At 28.4% G+C, this 19,794-nt stretch carries 25 protein-coding genes; 9 read left to right on the top strand and 16 right to left on the bottom strand.

The genetic code is table 11. The features are described from left to right. Positions 1-97: 97 nt before the first annotated feature. The 10 genes from Q0K52_RS11805 to Q0K52_RS11760 all read right to left on the bottom strand — a co-directional run bounded on the left by Q0K52_RS11805 (position 98) and on the right by Q0K52_RS11760 (position 7,323). Positions 98-286, bottom strand: a complete 189-nt coding sequence (locus Q0K52_RS11805) for a hypothetical protein (RefSeq protein ID WP_297299636.1) — start codon at positions 284-286, stop codon at positions 98-100. 65 nt (positions 287-351) lie between these two features. Then, complete coding sequence (locus Q0K52_RS11800; RefSeq protein WP_297299635.1) at positions 352-699, bottom strand: hypothetical protein; 348 nt, start codon at positions 697-699, stop codon at positions 352-354. An 11-nt stretch (positions 700-710) separates the two neighbouring features. Continuing rightward, a complete protein-coding gene (locus Q0K52_RS11795) occupies positions 711-2,075 on the bottom strand; it encodes a hypothetical protein (RefSeq protein WP_297299634.1) in 1,365 nt (454 codons plus the stop codon). A 128-nt stretch (positions 2,076-2,203) separates the two neighbouring features. Continuing rightward, positions 2,204-2,575 carry a hypothetical protein gene (locus Q0K52_RS11790; protein ID WP_297299633.1) on the bottom strand — a complete coding sequence of 124 codons (372 nt, stop codon included), beginning with the start codon at positions 2,573-2,575 and terminating at the stop codon, positions 2,204-2,206. Positions 2,576-2,586: 11 nt separating this feature from the next. Further along, complete coding sequence (locus Q0K52_RS11785) at positions 2,587-3,045, bottom strand: hypothetical protein (protein ID WP_297299631.1); 459 nt, start codon at positions 3,043-3,045, stop codon at positions 2,587-2,589. A gap of 1 nt (position 3,046) precedes the next feature. Then, positions 3,047-3,400: a head-tail adaptor protein gene (locus Q0K52_RS11780; RefSeq protein WP_297299629.1), complete on the bottom strand. Its 354-nt coding sequence runs from the start codon at positions 3,398-3,400 to the stop codon at positions 3,047-3,049. Positions 3,401-3,508: 108 nt separating this feature from the next. Beyond that, positions 3,509-3,952, bottom strand: coding sequence for a head-tail connector protein (locus tag Q0K52_RS11775; RefSeq protein WP_297299627.1), 444 nt, complete (start codon positions 3,950-3,952; stop codon positions 3,509-3,511). A gap of 11 nt (positions 3,953-3,963) precedes the next feature. Further along, positions 3,964-5,244 (bottom strand): phage major capsid protein, encoded by a 1,281-nt coding sequence (locus Q0K52_RS11770; protein ID WP_297299625.1) that lies wholly within the window; start codon positions 5,242-5,244, stop codon positions 3,964-3,966. 99 nt (positions 5,245-5,343) lie between these two features. Continuing rightward, a complete protein-coding gene (locus Q0K52_RS11765) occupies positions 5,344-6,000 on the bottom strand; it encodes an HK97 family phage prohead protease (RefSeq protein WP_297299623.1) in 657 nt (218 codons plus the stop codon). A gap of 60 nt (positions 6,001-6,060) precedes the next feature. Beyond that, on the bottom strand, positions 6,061-7,323 hold the full coding sequence (locus tag Q0K52_RS11760; RefSeq protein ID WP_297299621.1) for a phage portal protein: 1,263 nt from the start codon (positions 7,321-7,323) through the stop codon (positions 6,061-6,063). A gap of 202 nt (positions 7,324-7,525) precedes the next feature. Between Q0K52_RS11760 and Q0K52_RS11755 the strand changes: the two genes are divergently transcribed. From Q0K52_RS11755 to Q0K52_RS11735, 5 genes are all read left to right on the top strand, one after another. Next, entirely contained in the window at positions 7,526-8,482 is a 957-nt protein-coding gene (locus Q0K52_RS11755; RefSeq protein ID WP_297299619.1) for a hypothetical protein, read from the top strand. Further along, on the top strand, positions 8,475-9,005 hold the full coding sequence (locus tag Q0K52_RS11750) for a hypothetical protein (RefSeq protein ID WP_297299617.1): 531 nt from the start codon (positions 8,475-8,477) through the stop codon (positions 9,003-9,005). The genes Q0K52_RS11755 and Q0K52_RS11750 overlap by 8 nt, the downstream gene beginning before the upstream one ends. A 163-nt stretch (positions 9,006-9,168) precedes the next feature. Continuing rightward, entirely contained in the window at positions 9,169-9,639 is a 471-nt protein-coding gene (locus tag Q0K52_RS11745; RefSeq protein WP_297299615.1) for a P27 family phage terminase small subunit, read from the top strand. A gap of 101 nt (positions 9,640-9,740) precedes the next feature. Beyond that, complete coding sequence (locus tag Q0K52_RS11740) at positions 9,741-11,525, top strand: terminase large subunit (protein ID WP_297299614.1); 1,785 nt, start codon at positions 9,741-9,743, stop codon at positions 11,523-11,525. A gap of 409 nt (positions 11,526-11,934) precedes the next feature. Next, a complete protein-coding gene (locus Q0K52_RS11735; protein ID WP_297299612.1) occupies positions 11,935-12,150 on the top strand; it encodes a ribbon-helix-helix domain-containing protein in 216 nt (71 codons plus the stop codon). 262 nt (positions 12,151-12,412) lie between these two features. Here Q0K52_RS11735 and Q0K52_RS11730 read toward each other — a convergent pair whose 3' ends face one another. Further along, complete coding sequence (locus Q0K52_RS11730; RefSeq protein ID WP_297299610.1) at positions 12,413-12,604, bottom strand: DUF6290 family protein; 192 nt, start codon at positions 12,602-12,604, stop codon at positions 12,413-12,415. Positions 12,605-13,280: 676 nt separating this feature from the next. Between Q0K52_RS11730 and Q0K52_RS11725 the strand changes: the two genes are divergently transcribed. The 4 genes from Q0K52_RS11725 (at position 13,281) to Q0K52_RS11710 (ending at position 17,586) form a co-directional block, all read left to right on the top strand. Beyond that, entirely contained in the window at positions 13,281-14,540 is a 1,260-nt protein-coding gene (locus Q0K52_RS11725) for an adenine-specific methyltransferase EcoRI family protein (protein WP_297299638.1), read from the top strand. 945 nt (positions 14,541-15,485) lie between these two features. Beyond that, positions 15,486-15,692 (top strand): hypothetical protein, encoded by a 207-nt coding sequence (locus Q0K52_RS11720; protein ID WP_297299609.1) that lies wholly within the window; start codon positions 15,486-15,488, stop codon positions 15,690-15,692. A gap of 179 nt (positions 15,693-15,871) precedes the next feature. After that, positions 15,872-16,774, top strand: coding sequence for a DUF488 family protein (locus tag Q0K52_RS11715; protein ID WP_297299606.1), 903 nt, complete (start codon positions 15,872-15,874; stop codon positions 16,772-16,774). Then, on the top strand, positions 16,771-17,586 hold the full coding sequence (locus tag Q0K52_RS11710) for a hypothetical protein (protein WP_297299604.1): 816 nt from the start codon (positions 16,771-16,773) through the stop codon (positions 17,584-17,586). The genes Q0K52_RS11715 and Q0K52_RS11710 overlap by 4 nt, the downstream gene beginning before the upstream one ends. Before the next feature lie 42 nt (positions 17,587-17,628). Here the strand turns inward: Q0K52_RS11710 and Q0K52_RS11705 are convergent, their stop codons facing one another. From Q0K52_RS11705 to Q0K52_RS11685, 5 genes are all read right to left on the bottom strand, one after another. Beyond that, positions 17,629-17,832: a hypothetical protein gene (locus Q0K52_RS11705; RefSeq protein ID WP_069731696.1), complete on the bottom strand. Its 204-nt coding sequence runs from the start codon at positions 17,830-17,832 to the stop codon at positions 17,629-17,631. 2 nt (positions 17,833-17,834) lie between these two features. Then, positions 17,835-18,761, bottom strand: coding sequence for a site-specific integrase (locus Q0K52_RS11700; protein ID WP_297299599.1), 927 nt, complete (start codon positions 18,759-18,761; stop codon positions 17,835-17,837). Positions 18,762-19,041: 280 nt separating this feature from the next. Then, on the bottom strand, positions 19,042-19,323 hold the full coding sequence (locus tag Q0K52_RS11695) for a hypothetical protein (protein WP_297299597.1): 282 nt from the start codon (positions 19,321-19,323) through the stop codon (positions 19,042-19,044). A gap of 11 nt (positions 19,324-19,334) precedes the next feature. Next, a complete protein-coding gene (locus Q0K52_RS11690; RefSeq protein WP_297299596.1) occupies positions 19,335-19,562 on the bottom strand; it encodes a hypothetical protein in 228 nt (75 codons plus the stop codon). Further along, the coding region (locus Q0K52_RS11685) for a single-stranded DNA-binding protein (RefSeq protein WP_297299595.1) at positions 19,562-19,794 on the bottom strand (233 nt) is incomplete at its 5' end. The genes Q0K52_RS11685 and Q0K52_RS11690, both read right to left, overlap by 1 nt.

Here is a 19,794-nt window from a genome sequence, read left to right as displayed (position 1 = left end):
GCTATGCTCCTTCCAGCCTATAAATGCAAAGCAAGTAAACTTACTTTGCGGCTGTCAGTCGCTTTCCTTGTTGCTATACTCAAAAAAGCTTTTACTATTAATCGTTTGTAATAATAGTTTCTATTTCCCAAAGTCCCTGCTTTTCTCTTCTTATAGTTTTGTTTCCCTGCTTTATTTCAGATGAATTATTATTTAATTTAGTTTCCTCTTCTACTTCGATTATATAAGGCAAATTTAATGAAGCTGTATAATAGAGTAAAAGCCTTTGCAAACTCATATCCATCATACAGTCTTCACTCCAGCCGTAACTATTTGCTAAATGTGCAAATAACTTTATTAATTCTATTTTTATTAGTTTTCTTTTTTTTTATCATCATTAGAAGCGTCAATACCTGCCTTATAAAAGCCGTCCATTATCAGTCTAAATATTTTTATAAGCTGATCATAATTAAAATCTTCTAATATATCTTCCCTGCAGGCATCTTTATGCTGCCTTTGTATAAGAGGGATTACTATATCATCAATTACAGTCTGTGAATCAAGAAAACCTTTCTCTGCTATAGACTGACTGTAATCATTGATTTTTAAGGCCAAGCCTGTAGGTATATCATTAACATTTATCTTATATTTACCAAGTTTAGCATAAAGTGCCTTTTTACTGCTGAACTCTTCTAAATCTATAATTTCTATATCTGCCATATTTCATTCCCTTATGTATTTGGATTTATATTTACTGTTATATCTTTTACAATGTCTTCACTGCCTGCTTTCTTAGCTGTGATTTTTAATACAGCTGTACCCTCTGCCTTTGCCGTAATAGTGAAAGTTTTAGTTTCAGCTTCATAGCTTACATCAAAAAACTGCTGATCTGGAGGCTCTGCTGTATGAAGTATCTCGTCAGCATTTGAAGTTAAAATAATAGTATCATTTCCATCTGCTCTTATATCTACATTTGGTTTATCGCTTTCTAAAGTTAAAGCTTCTGGAACTGCTTGTATATTAATAGATATATCTTTAATAATATCTTTACTGCCTGCTTTCTTAGCTGTGATTTTTAATACAGCTGTACCCTCTGCCTTTGCCGTAATAGTGAAAGTTTTAGTTTCAGCTTCATAGCTTACATCAAAAAACTGCTGATCTGGAGGCTCTGCTGTATGAAGTATCTCGTCAGCATTTGAAGTTAAAATAATAGTATCATTTCCATCTGCTCTTATATCTACATTTTGTTTGTCACTTTCCAAAGTTAAAGCTTCTGTTTCTGTATTTTCTTCATCATCATTTACAGACTGTTCATCTTCATACCATGCGAGCTGCTCTCCGCTTTGCTGACTGCTTGATGTAGTTGCTGTAAAACTCAATTTTCCTACTAATACATCCTGTGCTTTATCTGAAGGGAAGGTAAACTCTAAGCCTCCTGCTATTGAAGCCTGCGGTAAATATATTCTTAATTCTTTACCTTCAGCATTAGTATTAACAATCATGATGCATTTAGGTTTTATTGTAGAAGTTTTTCCTCCTGTTGTCATACGAACCATTTTAGGCATTATTCTTGTATATGTGATAATTAAAGTATCTGTGCTAGGAGATATTTTAGTATCTGTAATTTTTATTCCATTAGTACCTATTTTTTCATAGCTTGTTTCTTCTATTAAAATATTGCCTGAAGAGTTTTTCTTCTCTACTTTATTTATTGTTACTTCGCTTCCGTCTGCATTCTTAAATGGTATTTTTATCTCTTCACCTCTTTTATATGTATCCGATTCTACTATATACTGTTTTGTCACTTCTGTTTTACCATCATAGCTGTCTATATTATCTATGCCTCCTCTTGCCATAGCATATTTTTCAAAGTTTACTTCTAAACTGTCAAGAGTTAATTCCATTTTATGTTCAGTCTGTAAAGTAGCTATAGTACCTGCATTGTCGCTTTCTATATCTGCTGTAGACATAGTTTCTTTTATAGCAACACTGCGTGCCGCTCCTATGTCTGTAAGTTTATCAAATCTATCTCCAATTAAAACCTTAGAGCTTCCGTATCTTATTGTTTTTTTATTTTGAACGCTTGTTTGACTCATAATATCTCCTTATTATTATCTCTTTTATATTAATATTTATATAATATTTCTATTGTTGCTATGCTCAAACTCGGCTAATAATACGCAAGATGATAAATCATCTTGCCAGCCTCGTTTTCGCTTTTATATTAATATTTATACAATATCTCTATTATTGTTATTGTTTGATATGCATCTTCAATACGATTATGACTTTCATTGCTTATATCACAGCCGCATATCTCAATATTATCTATCTTTCTTTTCAAACTATTAAAAAACTTTCCTATTTTCTTTTGAAGACTTAATGCATGTTCTAAACATGCAGAATAAACACTAACTTGATAAATATCTCTTGAATATTCAAAATCATATTTAGGATTTGAACTTTGAAGAGAATAAACTATATAGCTTTTATCATTATCTACATTGCTGTCTTCAACAAAATCCAAATAAACACCTGCTGTTTTTTTATCTTCTTGGGTAAGGCTTTTTAATAATTGATAAATTACTCTATGCATATTTATAAACTCTATTTATTATTAGCTTTTTGTATTACTATATTCAAAGCACTTTTAACAGCCTCATCTATATTATTTCTGTTTGATTCAAATAGAGGTATTAACAAAGGCACTTCATTTTTATATTTATTGCCGTATTCATTAAAAAAAGCATAATACCTGTCGCCTTGTTCTTTATACCATTTTATTTTATTTTTCTCAGGTGCTGTGCCTCTTTTTCCTCTAATTGTAGTAATCTTAACATTGCTTTCAGTATTACTTTTTTTATTTACTCTTGTTTCTTTTACAGTAAAATATTTATCAAAAGTCCAGCCTCTTGCTTTTGCTTGTGCATTGGCTTCTTTTGCTATTCTCCTAGCTTCTTTTAATGAGGCTTTTTTTACTTCATTCTTAAAATCAATGCCTAATTCTTCTAAAGTTTTTCTAAACTCTTCAAATCCTTTTAGAGTTATTTTATTTTTTTCAGACATATTACTCTCTATTGTCAGATTTTTTATTATTTACCAATTTTTTTATTGTAAATATGCATTCTGTATTTTTATATGAAACATTCTCTCTATAAATTACTTCATAAATATCATCTTCATTATTTATTTTGGCCATCATTCCTTTGGTATCAAACTCTTTGAAATAATGAGTATGTACTTTTAAAGTTCTTTCTAAATCTTTTCTTTTACCTTGCTGTATATCTTTGTATGTTATATCTTCAATAGAACATTTAACTTTTCTTAATTCTTTTAATTGAGTTTTTCCTGTTCCATTTTTATTATCTACATATTCAGATATATAAAAAGTTATAGAATGTATCAGTTTAGCCACTTTCATTATTGTCGCTCCTGCGTGCCATAGGCAATATTCGCCTCGCCTAATAAAAGCGAATAAGTAAACTTATTCGCACGTCTGTGCCCATGTGGGGCTGGCTTGGCTCATCTCCTATAGAGTAAACTTTTCCCTAGCAATAGCCAATAATCTATGCACACCTTCCAAAGCTACTTTTTCACTTTGACTGGCTTCTCCTGTTTTGCTTTCAAAATAATGAGCAGCAAGTCCAAGTATTGCATACCTAACTTCAGGAGGGCAATTAGCCCTTGTATATTCTGTTTCATTAGCTTTATTACAATAGCTGATTGCACTATCTAAAGTCAATTGCAGTATATCATCATCATAGTCAATGCCTTCTAAGTTTAGAAACTTTTTGAACTCAGCCAAAGTAACTACTTTATTATCTTCGCTCGCTACAAGCCCCGACAATCCCGAGTGATTAGTATCACTCGGCGGGCTTTCCGCTTGCTTTTCTTCGTCATCATCACCTTCTTCGACTACATTAGCAACATCAATGTCTATAGTGTTATCAATATCTTCAGTCTTGCCACTCATATATAAAAGCCTTAAGCTGCATACGCTTGATCATTTGGTAATAATCTTACAAATGCTGATTTTTGAATAGGAGCACCATCTCCCCAATATCCTACTTGGAAACCTACCTGATTTGTTTTGCTGTATAACTCATGCAAAACTTGAAGTTCCATAGACAAGCTGTCCATAATCCAATAATATTTTAAGTTAGCTAAGAACCCAAAATATTTTGTAGCTTCCAGTTTATCTTCGATAAAGTCATTTTGCACAACTGGAATACCAAGTAAAATACTAGGCTGTCCCGCTATTAAACTTTCCTGCCAAATAGGACGGTCCTGCTTATCTTTTAATTTTCTTAAAGCAGCAACTGCTTTTTTATTAAGCATCCACACCGCACCATTTTGGTATCCGCCTTCTAAACCGCTTACGGCATCTACTAAACCATCATAAGTTATAGCAGTACTTGCAGTTCCTACTTTTATATCTCTGTCAGTTGGAATAGCGGCTGTATTATCTGAAGTCTGTGCAAATATTCCTAGAGGCTTATCTGTACCATTGCCATATAAATAATTATATTCCAATGTAGCTGCTAATTTGAATGCTATTCTTTGCTGTACAAAACCTTGAATATCTATATTGCTTTGCTTTATTAATCTTTTACTAAGTTTAACTAACTTAGTTAATTGATTAGGTTTCATTTCTCTTTTACCGAAAGACATATTTGTATCTTCTGTAACTTCTGCGATTTCTGCTGTCCAATCAAGATCATTTAAATCGCTGTCAAGTGTAGGTATTCCTATGCTTGCATATCCGTTCATAGCAGGAATTATATTTGCTCTTGTTCTTATTCGTACAGTTTTATCAAGTTCTTTTATAATATCTTTTACAAGATACTGAGGTGCTATAGTATATCCGCCGCCTTCAGCAACTCCTGCCTGAAGTGTTTCCCTTATCTCTTTATCATTGCCTGTTCTAAACCATCTATCTACTTTAGATCTTAATTCAGCTTCATTATCAGCATTGGAAGTATCTAAATTATCAGCTGTATTTCTTTTATTCATAGAAGAATTAGTTTGAAGCGATAGAAGTTTATCATATCTTTCTATCTCTTTATTTCTGTTTTCTATAACCTGCATTAAAGTATCTATATCATTATCTAATTTTGATATATCATCTTTTTTAATTTCTCTCTCTTCTATACTCATAGAAGCATACGCTTCTCTTTTTTGTATAAGTTCATCAATAGTTGTTAAAGCTAAAGCATTTTCATTTTTTAGTTTTTCTATTAAAGCTCTTAATTCTTCTGGTGTCATAATTTACTCCTTATTATTGTTATCACTCCAACTGCTGTAAATTAGATTGTTTATTGCTTTGTAAACTTCGCAATAAACAATCTGCAGTTGTCGTTATTATTATTTATTTTTTATTTTTAGATATTGTATTTTTCGATTATATTCCTTACTTCTATCATCAAAACCATCATTTATAACAGATTTTTGAGGTGGTTTAGGTATATATGCATCTTCATTCGCAGAATGCGGGCAGTCGCCTTTATACCTAACATTTGTTTCTGTATATGCTGGAAATGTCACTAATGATATTTCATGCAAAGTGATTTCTTCTACTTCACGTATAGGCATTCCGTATTCTTTTAATGTTTCTTTATTATCAAGCCAATTTTCTCTTACTACTTTGAAGCCAAAAGACATTTGCTTTATATCGCCTCTGTCCACGCTTTCTTTCAAATCTCTTGCCCAAGTAGTATTTGGCAAAGAAACTTCAAAATATAAGCCCTTATCATCTTCTCTTAAAATTAATGTGCCAGAACTCTTTCTGCCTAGAACATATCTTGTATCATGTCCCCATAAACATACTTGATCATTTTCTAATAATGATTTAGTGAAAGCACCTTTATTTATACGCTCTCTAAATAAATCTCCATAGAGAGGCTCACTTAAAGAATTATATACAATAGCATAGCCTCTTAATTTAAGAGGTTCACCTTCTGTGTCTGCACTTTTTTGAATATTAATATCTATACTTCTAATTTCATTATTCCTTACTGGCATTTTTATTTTCCTTTTATTATTGCTATGCTCGCCTCACATTATAGGAGCGAATAAGCAGGCTTATTCGCTTGTTCGGCTCGCTTTATTTTCTGTATTTTCATTATTAAAGTCTTTATAGCCCTCATTTTCTGAAGTTTCATAAACACTTTTTATTGGTCTTATTTGCTGACTGCAGAAATACTCATCTCCGTATTCATCTTCTACTTCGTTAAGGTTTTCCAGTATCCGCCATTCATTTCTAGTAAGAACACCATTATTTAATTTTATTTGGTTAGCCTGCTGCCTTGTAAGAGTATCGCCTCTCAAAAGTCCGTCCAAATTAAACTCTATATTATATTTTTTTCTTTCTAAATTATTTAATAAATAGCCGTTTAATGCTTTTTCTATACGAACGCACCACGGTCTTATAGTGTGTGTTACAAACTCTATACTTTGATGTTCTATATTATTATTTGTACTCCTGCTTAAATCTCCTATAAGATGAGGAGGTACACGGAACACTCGGCATATTTCCTCTACTGAAAATCTTCTGCTTTCTAAAAACTGAGCATCTGACAAGTTCATTGTGATAGGGTCTATTTTCATTCCTTCTTCAAGAACTACAATACCTTTTTCCCAAGCCTCTCTGAAACTTTCTTTTAAATTCCTTTTAGCATCTGCACTTAATTGTTCTGGATGTGAAATTATTGGAACTTTTTTAACACCATTAGAAAAGAAATCTAATGCGAAATTATCCTGATAAAGTCCAGTAGTTATTTGCTTACGCATCATAGCTATTGGACTATATCCTATCACTCCGTTCCATCCAAGTCCTGCTATATGCATAACTTGAGACGGAGATAAAGTAATTATTTCTCCATCATCTGAATATTCAAACATTTTATTTCCGTTTGAATCTCTATATATTTTAATCTTATTTGAATCTATTAGATAAAGTTCTGTTACTCTGTTGAAATTATCTCTTACTACTTCTACAAAGCCATTGCCTTGCAGCAGTATTTGAGTGATTAGACTTTCTATAAATGATACTGATGTGGATTCTTCATTAGGAGAGTCATGCAATAAACTATATAAAGAATGATCTTTAGCTTTTATTTTATTATTTCCATTTACTTTATATACAAAAAGCGGTAAAGTAGCTATTGTTTCAGCAATAACTCTTACGCATGCAAATACTGTAGAGAAAGTTAAAGCAGTATTTGGATTGACTGCTGATAAAGTTTTATCATTTTGAATTGATAAAAAATTACTTCCATGAATGTAGCTAAAATCAGGAAATAGCCACTTTTTTATATAATTCCTTATATTTTTTATTACAGACATATAATATATAAAAAAATATAAGGAAATATAAGTTTTATATTGTTATTTTATTACAAGAACTTGAAGCCGCACTGTGCCTCTCTTTATTTTTACTTGTTACGATATTTTTATACACTGTATTTTTTACGTTTTTTTATTATTGATTTTTTATCTTTTTAAGATAGAATATAATATATGTCGATATGTAGAGGGTAAAAATCTAATGTTATATAAAGATTTTGAAGAGAGTAAGAATAATATTATTGCCAAAAGAAATAAAATATGGATTAAAAATAGAATATTTCCTAAATGGATAAATCCAGAAGAAATAGATTTGGAGCAATTTTTTACAAAAGAAGATACTGCTAAATATTGCTACAATAATCTATTATCTTTTTTAGACAAAGAAAAAATAGATATATCAAATTATACTTTTGTTGAGCCTTCAGCTGGTAATGGATCTTTCTTTAACTTATTAGATTCAAAAAATAAAATAGGATTAGATTTAATGCCTTTATCTGATGGTATATTGGAACAAGATTTTTTACTATGGTCGCCTGATGATTTGACTAAAAAGTATATATTTATAGGTAATCCTCCATTTGGTTACAGGGCTTGGCTTGCTTTAGCTTTTATGAACTCAGCAGCACAATATGCTGATTATATAGGATTTATATTGCCTATGTCATTTCAGAGTGATGGAAAAGGTTCTCCAAAAAATAGAGTAAACAATATGAAGTTAGTACATTCTGAAATACTTCCAAATGATAGTTTTTATAGATTAGATAATAAAAAAATTACTGTGAATGCTTTATGGCAAATATGGAAAAAAGGGAATAGTGATTTAGAAGAAAAGAAGTCTTGTGATGATTGGGTAGATATATTTACTGTTGATACTAGAAAAGAAAGAACTTGCGGAATAGAAAAGATGAATAATGCTGATTTTTTTCTTCAAAGAACATATTATACAGAGCAGCCTAAATTAGTAAAAGATTTTTCAGAAGTAAAATATGTATGCGGATATGGTATTATAATAAAAAAATCTAAAAGAAAAGTTGAAAATATATTAAATAGTATAAATTGGAATGATTACAGTAATTTGGCAACGCATAATTGCAGACATATAAGTATGTATCATATAGAAAAAGCCTTAATAGATAGGGGAATTGTTAATGCCTGATAGTATTTATAGTGAATTATTTTTACATATTTTAGAAAAATATCATAATCATTCTAAATGGGATAATGCCGAATTTAAAAAAATAAAAACACTTTCTAATACAGGTGTAGGAAGTGTTGGTCAGGATTTTATTCATGAATTATGTAATAAATTAAATATCAATTCTAAACTTTCTAAAAAGTCTACAGATGTAAGAGATAAAAATGCATATGATATAGAAATAGAAAATATTGATTTTGAGATAAAAACTGCAACTGAAGATACAAATTTTAATTTTCAATTTAACCATATAAGATATCATAGAAAATATGAGGCTATAATTTGTTTAGGTGTCTCTCCAAATGATTTATATTTTAATATATGGTCTAAGTCTGATATTTTAACAGGTAAGGCAGGTAATTTAGTTAGTATGGAAAAAGGAGCAAATGCTTCTTATAAACTTACAAAATCTAAAAAATCATTATATAAAATAAATGAATTTGAAAATATATTATTAGGTTTTATTAATAATTTTAAGAAATAATTTTCAATAACAACTTTCCTAACCAGACGACTGTCTGCCTATATCGAAAAAGCTCCTGAATTATTTTTTTTACGCCATAGGCGGACATTCGTCTAGTTATAAAATATTATATTACTTATTATTAATATATATTTTTAACTAAAATATACTATTAGGAGTATAAATGCCCGATAAAGCTAAAAAAGCCCCTGCCAAGGGCACACCTGCGGTGAAAAATGCCCACACCAAAGGTGCACCTACGGTGAATAAGCCAAAAAAAGCTGTTAAAATACCAAATCCGCCAGAATATTTTTGTGGGTATTCTTTAAAAAAATGGAAAGAACTTGCTCCTATTTTTGCTGAAAAAAATATGCTTGGAGATGCCGATTTATCAGCATTTGAACTTTTATGCCTGCACTATGGTGATGCTATGAATCTTTATGAAGCTATGATTAATGAAGGCGGTTCTATAGCTGGATATTTAGCAGGTAAAAACTCTCAAACTATGGGCGAATATTTAGCTTACCATAAAGCTATAACAGCATATACAAAAATGCTTACTGAGTTTGGTTTAACTCCTGCTTCTAAAAAGAAAGTTCCTGCACCTGACACTATAGAAGAGGATGATCCGCTTGAAAAAATGATAAATGGTTAAATATATAAGGAATGAAAACCTGCCAGATTTATACAGCGTATAAATCTAATCATAGGCAGGTTTGCCGAGTAGGCACCTATTCGGTGAATGATAACAATAATATGTATACCTATGAAGAATATATCAATAAAGTTATAAATAAAGAATTACAAGTGTGTCAAGCTGCTTTTTTATCTGTGAAAAGGCATTTGGACGATATAGAAAAATCAAAAAATAATGATTATCCTTTTTATTTTGATGAGAACGAAGCTAAACGTCCGATCATGTTTATACAATCTTTAGTACATACAAAAGGAGAATGGGCAAATCATAATATTATACTAGAGCCTTGGGAACAGTTTATAATAGCAAATATATTCGGATGGAGGAGAAAAGAAAATAATTTAAGAAGATTTAAAAAGGCTTATATTCAAGTTAGCAGGAAGAATGGAAAAACAACTTTTGCGGCTGGCATTGGTAATTATTGTTTTTTCTGCGACAGTCCTGCAGAGGCTGGAGTCGAAATATATTATATAGCTACTAAAAAAGATCAAGCGAAAATTGCATGGAGTGAAAGCGAAAGACAAATAAGAAAAGCAAAAGCTCTTAATAAAGAAGCGATTACATATAAACAAACTTCTACAATTACAAAGAAAAAAGATACTGCCTCAAAATCAAAACCATTAGGACAGGACAGCAATACTGAAGATGGATTAAATCCGCATTTAGTTATTGTGGATGAATACCATGCACATCCTGATAATGAACTATTAAATGTTCTTGAATCTGGTATGGGAGCTAGAAGGCAGCCTCTTATATTTATAATTACTACTGCTGGTTTTGATAAATCTTCAGTATGTTTTTCTGAATATGAATATGCAAAGCAAGTATTACAAGGTTCATTAAATAATGATGAATATTTTACAATAATATACGAGCCTGACAATGTAAATGATATTTGGGTATTTATGAGCGAATATAAAGAGTTATTAAATAAAGAAGATGCAGGCAAAGAGATTATAACTCAAAAAGAAAAGATTATAGATAATATTATATTTCAAGCTAATCCTAATATAAATGTTTCTGTAAAAGACAATTACCTAAAATCTAGGCTTTTAGAAGGACTAGATAAACCTATACAAAGAACTGATATACTTACAAAAAATTTAAATGTTTGGACTCAGGCAAGCGAAGTTTGGATATCTTCTGACAGATGGCTTAAATCTTATTCACATCAAAATATAAATATAAATGAATTAAAAGGCAGAAAAGCCTGCATCGGTTTAGATTTAGCAACTACAAGAGATATAGCAGCTTATGTTTTATGCTTTGATTCTATTGATAATGGTCCGTATATACTTCTGCCTAGATTCTTTATGCCTAAAGAGAATATAAGGCAGCGTTCTAAAGAGGACAGAGTACCTTATGAATTATGGGCTTCGCAGGGTTTAATTACTTTAACAAGCGGCGATATAATAGATTTTGATATTATAGAATCCTCAATACTAAATGATGCTAACATATTTGAAATTATAGAAATAGCTTATGACCCTTGGAAAGCTATTGAAATAGTAACACACTTAGAAAGCGAGGGCTTCAAAATGGAACAGGTTAGGCAATCTTTTGCTGTTGGAGGTTTATCTGAAGGAACTTCTTTATTTGAAAAAACTATAGATGAACGAAAACTTTTACATGGTAATAATGCAGTTCTTAATTGGATGATAAGCTGCTGTGAAGTAAAAACGGATGGTAGAGATAATTATATTCCTGTAAAACCTGACAGAAGAAGATCATATAAAAGAATAGATGGTGTTGTAGCCTCCATTATGGCTCTTCATAGAGTGATTAAAAATCATTTTGAAGATACTAAAAGTATTTATGAAACTGAAGGTGTATTTAGTTTATAATATCTTTGTATATAAAAAACAATAAATTATAATATAAAAATCTATTTTTTTCGTAATTTTTACTGTTTCTTGATTAAATGACTTGACATTTTTCAAGTTGCTTTATAATAATATTAAATTAATGAGGAGGTAAAAAATGGAATTACTAATTCTATTGATGGTTATCGACTTGCTAACTTTAATCATCATATTAATTAAGTTTAAGAAATAAACTTAATTAAAAGAAAAGGGCTTTAAGTTGACGGCTTGAAGCCCTGTAATTCCAAAAATACCGCCTCATTAATGTATATTATAATCAAAAATAATGGAGAAGTCAATATGTTAATAAAAATTGCAATAGTAATAACTTTAATATCTATATCTTTACATACTGTAATATTAATTAAATTATTTAAAAAGGATAAAAAAAATGGATGATAAAACCAAAAATACACATGGCGGGGCTAGAGCTGGTGCTGGAAGAAAGAAGAAAGAGGTTAAAGCAAAAAGAAAAGGGAAAGTTGTTTATTTTAGAATATTAGATGATGATTATGCTTTACTTGAAAAAATATCAAATGAAAATAATCTTACCGTAAATAAATATGTACAAAAAATAATAATGAAAAAAATAGAAACTGCAAAATAAAAATATGAGCCGACACCGTTTTTATGGTTTCGGCTTTTTTAATACCCAAAAACATATATAAAAACACTATTTTTTTATATAAAATATATAAATTCAGTGATTTTTTTTACCATTTTACTTGAAAAACTATTGACATAAAATCAAATTATGTTATAATTATATCATAATCAATGAGGGAGGTAAGAATATGCAGAAGAAACGGCAAAAAAATAAGGGCGATTATAACATATAACCGCCCTTTTTATTAAGCTGCTATTCTTTTTTATTTTGTATCATTCATTTTATCCAATACTGCCTGTCTGATATATTCAGCGACACTGATATTGTTTTGAGCTGCTTTTTCTTTAAGTAATCCATTTTCTTTTTCACTTAATCTACAATACACTTTAATATCTAATCTATTAACTGTTATCCTTTTTCTGCCAGCTCCTTCTCTATAACCTCCCTTTGCCATATTTCCACCCTTATTTTTTAATAATATTCAAAGCAATTATTGTAATTAGAAGAGTACATGTAATAATATTTAGTATAAACGTTAATACTTGGATATTCATTGTTTTTTATCCTCTTTTTTATTTCTTTTAAATATTTGAATTATAACTATTAAAAAAAGCACGCTTCTTAAAAGTTCAAGCCAAGTATTTAAATTTTCTATATCCATATTGACATCTCCTTTATTTTTGATTATAATAACAAATATGGAGGATACGGCTGAAGTTTTGGGAAACTCCAACCGCTTCAAATAGCTTAATACCTTATTTCATAAGAGTATTAATTAATGTTATAAATGCTGCGAACAAGTATAACAATGCTATTATGAAGTTTAAATCCTCCATATTGTCCTCCTTTTTGTAGGATTAATTCTATTATATCACAACAAATGATTTTTGTCAGTACTTAATCTATAAAAAATAATTAAAAAACAGTAATTATTATTTAATATTAAATAAAATAAATATGCTTGAAATAAAAAGAAAAAACCTTATAATAAAATAAAAAAACTACGGGTATATACTTAAGGACAGGACAGGACAGGACAGGACAGGACAGGACAGGACAGGACAGGACAGGACACTTCTTTATTAAAAAATCATAATTATGTAAATAAAAAATCTTCAGAGTATCTATACATCGTACAATCCTCTTTAGAAACTTCTAAATGCAAAATCGGCATCACAGACAATCTTGAAAGAAGATTAAAAGAATATAATAACACTACAGGAAAATCAAAAGACAATATTTATTCTTATATTTTTACATGCCAAGTAAAAAATATGCGTCAAATAGAAAATGATATAAAAAATAATTTTCCTCATTTAAGAGAACAGAAAAGCAAAGAAATTTATTTTTATAATAATTCTTTGTTTGATATGTATATAGATTTTATTAAATCGCATTCATTATTTGTAAAAGAAATATATATAAAGCCTGAAGAAAAAAAGACTGTCGTAAAAATAGTGAAAAAAACTACTCCTACACTTGAAGAAAGAGGATTAACCAGAAAAGATGTTATGCAGAGGGCTAAAAATATTAATAATGATGAGTTTTATACCCGTTATGAAGATGTAGAAAAAGAAATAGAAATGTATGATATAAAAATTTGGGAAAATAAGTGTGTGTTTTGCAACTGCGATGATGCTGTCGGAGAAAGCAGAACAGAAAAAGATACATCTGCTTTTGCTCTTTACTTTATCAAAAATTTTATGCGGTTAAAATTAAAAAAACTTATATGTACACATTACAGCGGGCAGATGGATTTATTTAATGCAGGAGCTAAAGGATATATTTTTACCAAAGATGGTGTTAATGAAATTATAGAAACGCCAAAAAATTATACAGGTTCTTTTGACGATGATTTATCATTGAAAATATTAAAAGAGGATGCCGATATCATTTGCACTAATCCGCCTTTCTCACAGGCTAAAGAATATTGGCGTACTATCATAAACAGCGGTAAAAAGTTTTTAATTATTTCCAATATATCCAATTGTATAAATACTGCATTTATTCCATATTTTATAAAAGAAAACGTCTGGGCTGGATATAACAGCGTAGATTGGTATTTAAACCCTAAACGTGAGCCTGTTCGAGCCGCCGGACATTGGTTTACAAATATACATATACTAAACAGACCAAAAATAAAAAATATCAAGTTTGTATCTTTAGACGAAATACCGGATCGACATAAAAAGTATGATGATAACGCTACATTAATAGTCGATAATAATTATATACCTATAAATTATGAAAAACCGTTCGCCGTATCCCCTCGTCCTATACTAAACGGGATACTGGAACATGGTTATAAAATTGTTTATGATAAAAAATACGTACCATATATAAATAAAAAAGAAAAATTTGCCCGTGTTCTTATACAAAAAGAAAAGTAAAAACAAGCAGATATATAAATGAAAAAATCTTAAATTAAATATTTAGTTTCTATTATATAAGTCGGCTATTATTATTAAGCCGACTTGTTTTTATAGTAAATAGTAATAAGTTAAAAATGACTATTTTTTATATACATAATAATAAAAATAATATAATTAATAAAAATTAAAAATGAAGGTATATTATTATGGACGATTCAAGAAATAGTGTTACTATTAATTTCAGACAAGAGTTATATAGATGGATTGTTAAGATGGTAAAAAAATAATAAAGCAGATCCTCTTAATTATTCCAACTCTACGTTTGCAGGATTCGTGCAGTCTTGTGTTGCTAAAGCTAAAAAAGAATGGGAGGAGAAAGGGAGCGAAATGCAAAAATTAAAAAAAAGAGTAGCAGAATTAGAAGAGGCTGTAAAAAGAATTGATGAATTGGAAAATAAAATTAAAGAATTAGAAAAATAATGCTGATACCCCCTAATAAAAAAGTTATCGCCATGCACAAAAGACTCCCCACTCGTTGCACCGATTGAAAGCCTGTAGAGATTTTACCCACCCCCACCAAGCAAATATAAATCACTTATAATTTTGTTAAAGAAAAAAAGCTAAAAAAAATTATTTTTTTATTAAATTACTATTGACTTTTTGAATAATATCGAGTATAATCAAAATATAAATAACAACGGAGGTGATGCTATGTGAATATTATTGAACTGCTAACCGCAATTACTAATTTGTTGACAGCTATAATAATTGCGGTTACGACTTTTAAGAATAGGAAATAATTCTTAAAAGTGTCCAAACGGGGGTGGGTTCACATTCCCGCTCCCTTTGGATATTATAAAATATATATATAAAGGAGTCAAGTATGTTAGAAAAAATTACTTGGATAATATCCATAAGTGCTTTGTGTATAAGCATATTTAATTTAATAATGGTGTTAACAGTATGGAAAAAAAAGTAACAGAAAATAGAGGCGGTAAAAGAAATGGTGCAGGACGTCCTTTTGTAGATAAAGAGAAAGGTAAAATGCACACACATGGTATTACTATGCATGATGACATCTGGAAAGATATAGTAAATGAAGCTAAAAAATTAGATTTATCAGCAAGTCAATATATAGTAATGCTGCACCAAAAAAACATGAAAAATTAAACCACTGCGTAAGCCTTTGCGGCAGTAGAATGACTGTTGCGATAATTTATATTATCGCAACACTATATAACACTGTATTATTTTACATTAAGATATTGATTTTTTTATAAAACAGTATATTGTTTAAATAGGTTTATTTTAATAAGCTAATTAATAAATTAAAAAAGAAGTTATTTTATATGATTTATAGAAGGAAGATTATACTATCTTTATTAGAAGAATTTGGAAATAAATTAAATAAAACGGATTTTCAAAAATTTTTGTTTTTAATATCTCAAGAACAATTACAAAATACTAGGAAATCCTATTATCATTTTATACCATATAAATATGGATGTTTTTCAATACAATCTTATTCAGATATAGAGTTTTTAAAAAAGAATAATATAGTTAGAGACGATACATTCATTAGTAAAACAGATGATATTTTATATGCTAAACAACTAAAAAGAGAAGATATGGATATAATAAGAAAAATCTATAAGCTTCATGGAAATAAAGATACTAATGAATTATTATCATTTATATATAAAAATTATCCTTTTTATTCCTTAAATAGTGAAATAATAGATAGATATTTATCTCAAAAAGAGATATCTAATTTAAAAGATACTATATTTGGTAAAAATAATTATATGTTATTTACCATTGGTTATGAAGGGATAACATTAGAAGAATATATAAACAAACTAATCAAAAATAATATAAAACTAGTTATTGATGTTAGAAAAAATGCTGTTAGTATGAAATATGGTTTTTCAAAATATACACTGAAAAAATGGTTAAATAATATTAATATAGAATATGAACATATACCAGAATTGGGAATAGAATCTGAAAAAAGAGAGGAATTAAAAAATCAAAAAGACTATGATGAGCTTTTTAATGATTACAAAAATACAACATTAATAAACAATTTTAAACATGTAGAATATATATTTAATAAATTTTTAAAACATAAGAGAATAGCATTGACATGTTTTGAAGCTTTACCAATCCAATGTCACAGAAGTATTGTAAGGGATGCTATAACTAATTTAGATAGTTGGAATATATTGGAGTATGGAGTAAAAGACCTTTGAGAAAAAAAGTATTTATTACAGTAAAAACTTATCCAACAATATCATATAGTTATGGAGAACTAGTTTGTACTGCTGGATTTACAGAAGATGGAAACTTTATAAGGGTATATCCTATACCATTTAGAAAATTAGAAAATGAATTAAAATATATAAAATATCAGTGGGTTGAAATGGATATAGAAAAAAATAAATCTGATTTCAGACCAGAGAGTTATCATTTATTAAATATTGAAACTATAACTATGTTGGATAAGGTTACAACAAATAATAATTGGAAAGAAAGAAAAGAAATTATATTTAAAAAAAATAGCAATCTATATAGGGATTTAAAATTTTTAATAGACTGTTCTAGGAAAAAAGGAAATGAATGTGTATCTTTAGCTATATTTAAACCTACAGAAATAATAGATTTTTTAATTGAGGAAGAAAAAGAAAAAGAATGGGATAAAAATAAAATAGATGCTATATATAGTCAATATAATTTATTTAGCCATGATAATTTTTTTACATTGGTAGATAAATTACCGTATAGATTTTATTATAAATTTAAAGACATTAATGGAGTTGAAAGTAAACTTTATATTGAAGATTGGGAAATAGGTGCCTTATTTTGGAATTGTTTAAAATCTCATAATGATGAAAGAATAGCTTGTGATTTAGTTAAAAAGAAATATTTGGATATAGCAATAAATAAGGATATATATTTATTTTTAGGTACTACTAAAGAATTCCATTATAAATCTCACAATCCGTTTATTATAATAGGAGTTTTCTATCCTAACAAAGAAGAACAATATTTTTTAGATTTATAATAAAGTATTACGATAACAGTAATTATCGCAACAGTAGTTTTATTAATCTAAAAATAAAATAATCAAAAAATAAACAATAGAATACATTATTAAAAATAATTCAGCAATTTTAATTGCTATTCTAACATTTATAGGTGTATAATCTATTTCTATACCTTTCTTTAAATATTCTTTATTATATAAGTAAATAGACAATATAGAAAAAAATATATGCAAACCAATGAATATTAATAAAAATAATTTCATTATTACAGCTCCAAACTTTTTAAGTATATGCCTGTTATAGCTATACTGCTATGATTTAATGCCTGTCTAATAAGTTCTATGTCTTTGGTTTGTTTGTATAAAGTAACAGCAAAATAATGCCTTATATCATGTATAGAGTAGGCAGCTTTTATTTTGCCTTGATTATATAAACGCTTTGAACTCCTATAAAAGATGTTCCTTATTACTTCAGAGCTTTTATTTTTGAAAGGATTATTAAAAGAAAGATTATTCTGTTTTAATAATTTAATAACTTTGTCAGTAACTTTCCAGCTTATTTCTTTGCCTTTTGAATATGAATAATATTTGTTATTTCTTATTTCTAGTTTAGGTAAAGCACCAACACGTACACCGCATTCCATTATAAAAATGATGGCCACTTTTATAAGAGGATCAGATATATCTTTAATTATTAATTCAATTTCTTTTTTAGTTGGTACTTCCAAACGTTTCTTATTTTTTACAGGCGGACGAGTTTTTGTCCCTCGGAAAGGATTTTTTATAAATGGATACCTTCTTTCTAAAAAAGAAAAGAAAGAGGAACAGGAAGAAACTAATGCACGTACACTTAAATTAGAAAGCTCGCTTGAATTGACTTCTGTTATAAAATCATCAGCTTCTCTTGCTTTAATAAATAAAATATTCTTATTATTCATTTTGCAGTATTCCTCTAGTTTATTAAGTCCGTTTTTATACTGTCTTTTTGTGTGATTGCTTTTTGTTTTTGAACATTGCTTAAAAAAGTTTTCTTTCTCTGTTTCATAATCTATCTGTTTAATAAGCTGTTCTTCTTTCATATAGTCAAGTATATTCAAGTAGTTAGCTTGCTTTACTAAAATAGCGGCCTGCTGTTCAGTTATTATATTATTATTGACTTGTAATATTAATTCTTTATTTTTCTTAGAAGCCATATTTATACCTTTTCATAAATTAAAGACCTATTACGATTTTTTAGTCTTTATTTATATGAAAAGAATATAAACTTTTATAACTTTTTAAATATACATAGCTATTATTTATTTTTAGACTTTTATACTATATTATTTTCAATCAGTACTGTAAAAATTTAATTTATAAGTAAATTCATCAATTTCTTTTTTTAATTCCTTTGGGGCTTCTATACTCATACTTCAAGTTCTTTAACAATATTCTGTGTTTTAGAAAACTAATCTACTTTATATTTTTTCATTTTTATATCCTATATACATAATCGATATTATTCTTTTCTTTTTCTCCTTTTATCAAATTAACAGATTCATTAAAACTCATATCTAAAATTGATAAATAAACAGCACTGGATACAGCTCTCTTTTTATGAATGCTGATAATTTGTTTCGGTTCATTAAAATATTCATTATTAACAAAGACTTCTTCAACACCTAGATTTTCTAATTCTATTAATAATTCTAATAAAACATCTATATCTGTTAAATCTCTATCAATATTATATGAATTAATAATACCTTCTATCATAAATATTATTCCTATATTGTTATTGTTTCATTGTTATCTTTATGTATTTTTGCTGTCTTTATAGCATCGCATATAAAAACTTCGTCTATTATAAAATTAATTTGCTTTGAATTATTTTTATCTAATTCAATTTTTTTTATGTATTGATTTAAAGTAAAATGATCATTTGATATTAAAACTCTATTACACCCTTTGTTTTTATATGATTGTAAGCTATCAATTAATTTAGTGATATTCATTAAAACGGTACCTCTTCGTCATCTTCCTGACTATTATTTTCTGCTGTGTTATTAGATTCTTTTTTATCAGCAAGCATCTGCATTGACTGCATAATAATTCTCACCTTAGATCTGGTAGTGTTTGTGTTTTTATCCTGCCACCTTTCCTGCCTTAATGTTCCGCTTATACAAACCTGCTTTCCTTTTGTAAGATATTTATTTGCTGTTTCTGCAAGTTTATCAAATGCCACTA

This window comes from uncultured Brachyspira sp. (assembly GCF_944390845.1).
GTDB lineage: Bacteria > Spirochaetota > Brachyspiria > Brachyspirales > Brachyspiraceae > Brachyspira > Brachyspira pulli.
This window is presented reverse-complemented; position numbering and strand designations above follow the sequence as displayed.

What these genes read in the sequence shown, in the direction of transcription:
- Q0K52_RS11805 (WP_297299636.1), bottom strand. Translation starts at nt 286, where the DNA reads ATGATGGATATGAGTTTGCAAAGGCTTTTACTCTATTATACAGCTTCA.
- Q0K52_RS11800 (WP_297299635.1), bottom strand. Translation starts at nt 699, where the DNA reads ATGGCAGATATAGAAATTATAGATTTAGAAGAGTTCAGCAGTAAAAAG.
- Q0K52_RS11795 (WP_297299634.1), bottom strand. Translation starts at nt 2,075, where the DNA reads ATGAGTCAAACAAGCGTTCAAAATAAAAAAACAATAAGATACGGAAGC.
- Q0K52_RS11790 (WP_297299633.1), bottom strand. Translation starts at nt 2,575, where the DNA reads ATGCATAGAGTAATTTATCAATTATTAAAAAGCCTTACCCAAGAAGAT.
- Q0K52_RS11785 (WP_297299631.1), bottom strand. Translation starts at nt 3,045, where the DNA reads ATGTCTGAAAAAAATAAAATAACTCTAAAAGGATTTGAAGAGTTTAGA.
- Q0K52_RS11780 (WP_297299629.1), bottom strand. Translation starts at nt 3,400, where the DNA reads ATGAAAGTGGCTAAACTGATACATTCTATAACTTTTTATATATCTGAA.
- Q0K52_RS11775 (WP_297299627.1), bottom strand. Translation starts at nt 3,952, where the DNA reads ATGAGTGGCAAGACTGAAGATATTGATAACACTATAGACATTGATGTT.
- Q0K52_RS11770 (WP_297299625.1), bottom strand. Translation starts at nt 5,244, where the DNA reads ATGACACCAGAAGAATTAAGAGCTTTAATAGAAAAACTAAAAAATGAA.
- Q0K52_RS11765 (WP_297299623.1), bottom strand. Translation starts at nt 6,000, where the DNA reads ATGCCAGTAAGGAATAATGAAATTAGAAGTATAGATATTAATATTCAA.
- Q0K52_RS11760 (WP_297299621.1), bottom strand. Translation starts at nt 7,323, where the DNA reads ATGTCTGTAATAAAAAATATAAGGAATTATATAAAAAAGTGGCTATTT.
- Q0K52_RS11755 (WP_297299619.1), top strand. Translation starts at nt 7,526, where the DNA reads ATGTTATATAAAGATTTTGAAGAGAGTAAGAATAATATTATTGCCAAA.
- Q0K52_RS11750 (WP_297299617.1), top strand. Translation starts at nt 8,475, where the DNA reads ATGCCTGATAGTATTTATAGTGAATTATTTTTACATATTTTAGAAAAA.
- Q0K52_RS11745 (WP_297299615.1), top strand. Translation starts at nt 9,169, where the DNA reads ATGCCCGATAAAGCTAAAAAAGCCCCTGCCAAGGGCACACCTGCGGTG.
- Q0K52_RS11740 (WP_297299614.1), top strand. Translation starts at nt 9,741, where the DNA reads ATGTATACCTATGAAGAATATATCAATAAAGTTATAAATAAAGAATTA.
- Q0K52_RS11735 (WP_297299612.1), top strand. Translation starts at nt 11,935, where the DNA reads ATGGATGATAAAACCAAAAATACACATGGCGGGGCTAGAGCTGGTGCT.
- Q0K52_RS11730 (WP_297299610.1), bottom strand. Translation starts at nt 12,604, where the DNA reads ATGGCAAAGGGAGGTTATAGAGAAGGAGCTGGCAGAAAAAGGATAACA.
- Q0K52_RS11720 (WP_297299609.1), top strand. Translation starts at nt 15,486, where the DNA reads ATGGAAAAAAAAGTAACAGAAAATAGAGGCGGTAAAAGAAATGGTGCA.
- Q0K52_RS11715 (WP_297299606.1), top strand. Translation starts at nt 15,872, where the DNA reads ATGATTTATAGAAGGAAGATTATACTATCTTTATTAGAAGAATTTGGA.
- Q0K52_RS11705 (WP_069731696.1), bottom strand. Translation starts at nt 17,832, where the DNA reads ATGAAATTATTTTTATTAATATTCATTGGTTTGCATATATTTTTTTCT.
- Q0K52_RS11700 (WP_297299599.1), bottom strand. Translation starts at nt 18,761, where the DNA reads ATGGCTTCTAAGAAAAATAAAGAATTAATATTACAAGTCAATAATAAT.
- Q0K52_RS11695 (WP_297299597.1), bottom strand. Translation starts at nt 19,323, where the DNA reads ATGATAGAAGGTATTATTAATTCATATAATATTGATAGAGATTTAACA.
- Q0K52_RS11690 (WP_297299596.1), bottom strand. Translation starts at nt 19,562, where the DNA reads ATGAATATCACTAAATTAATTGATAGCTTACAATCATATAAAAACAAA.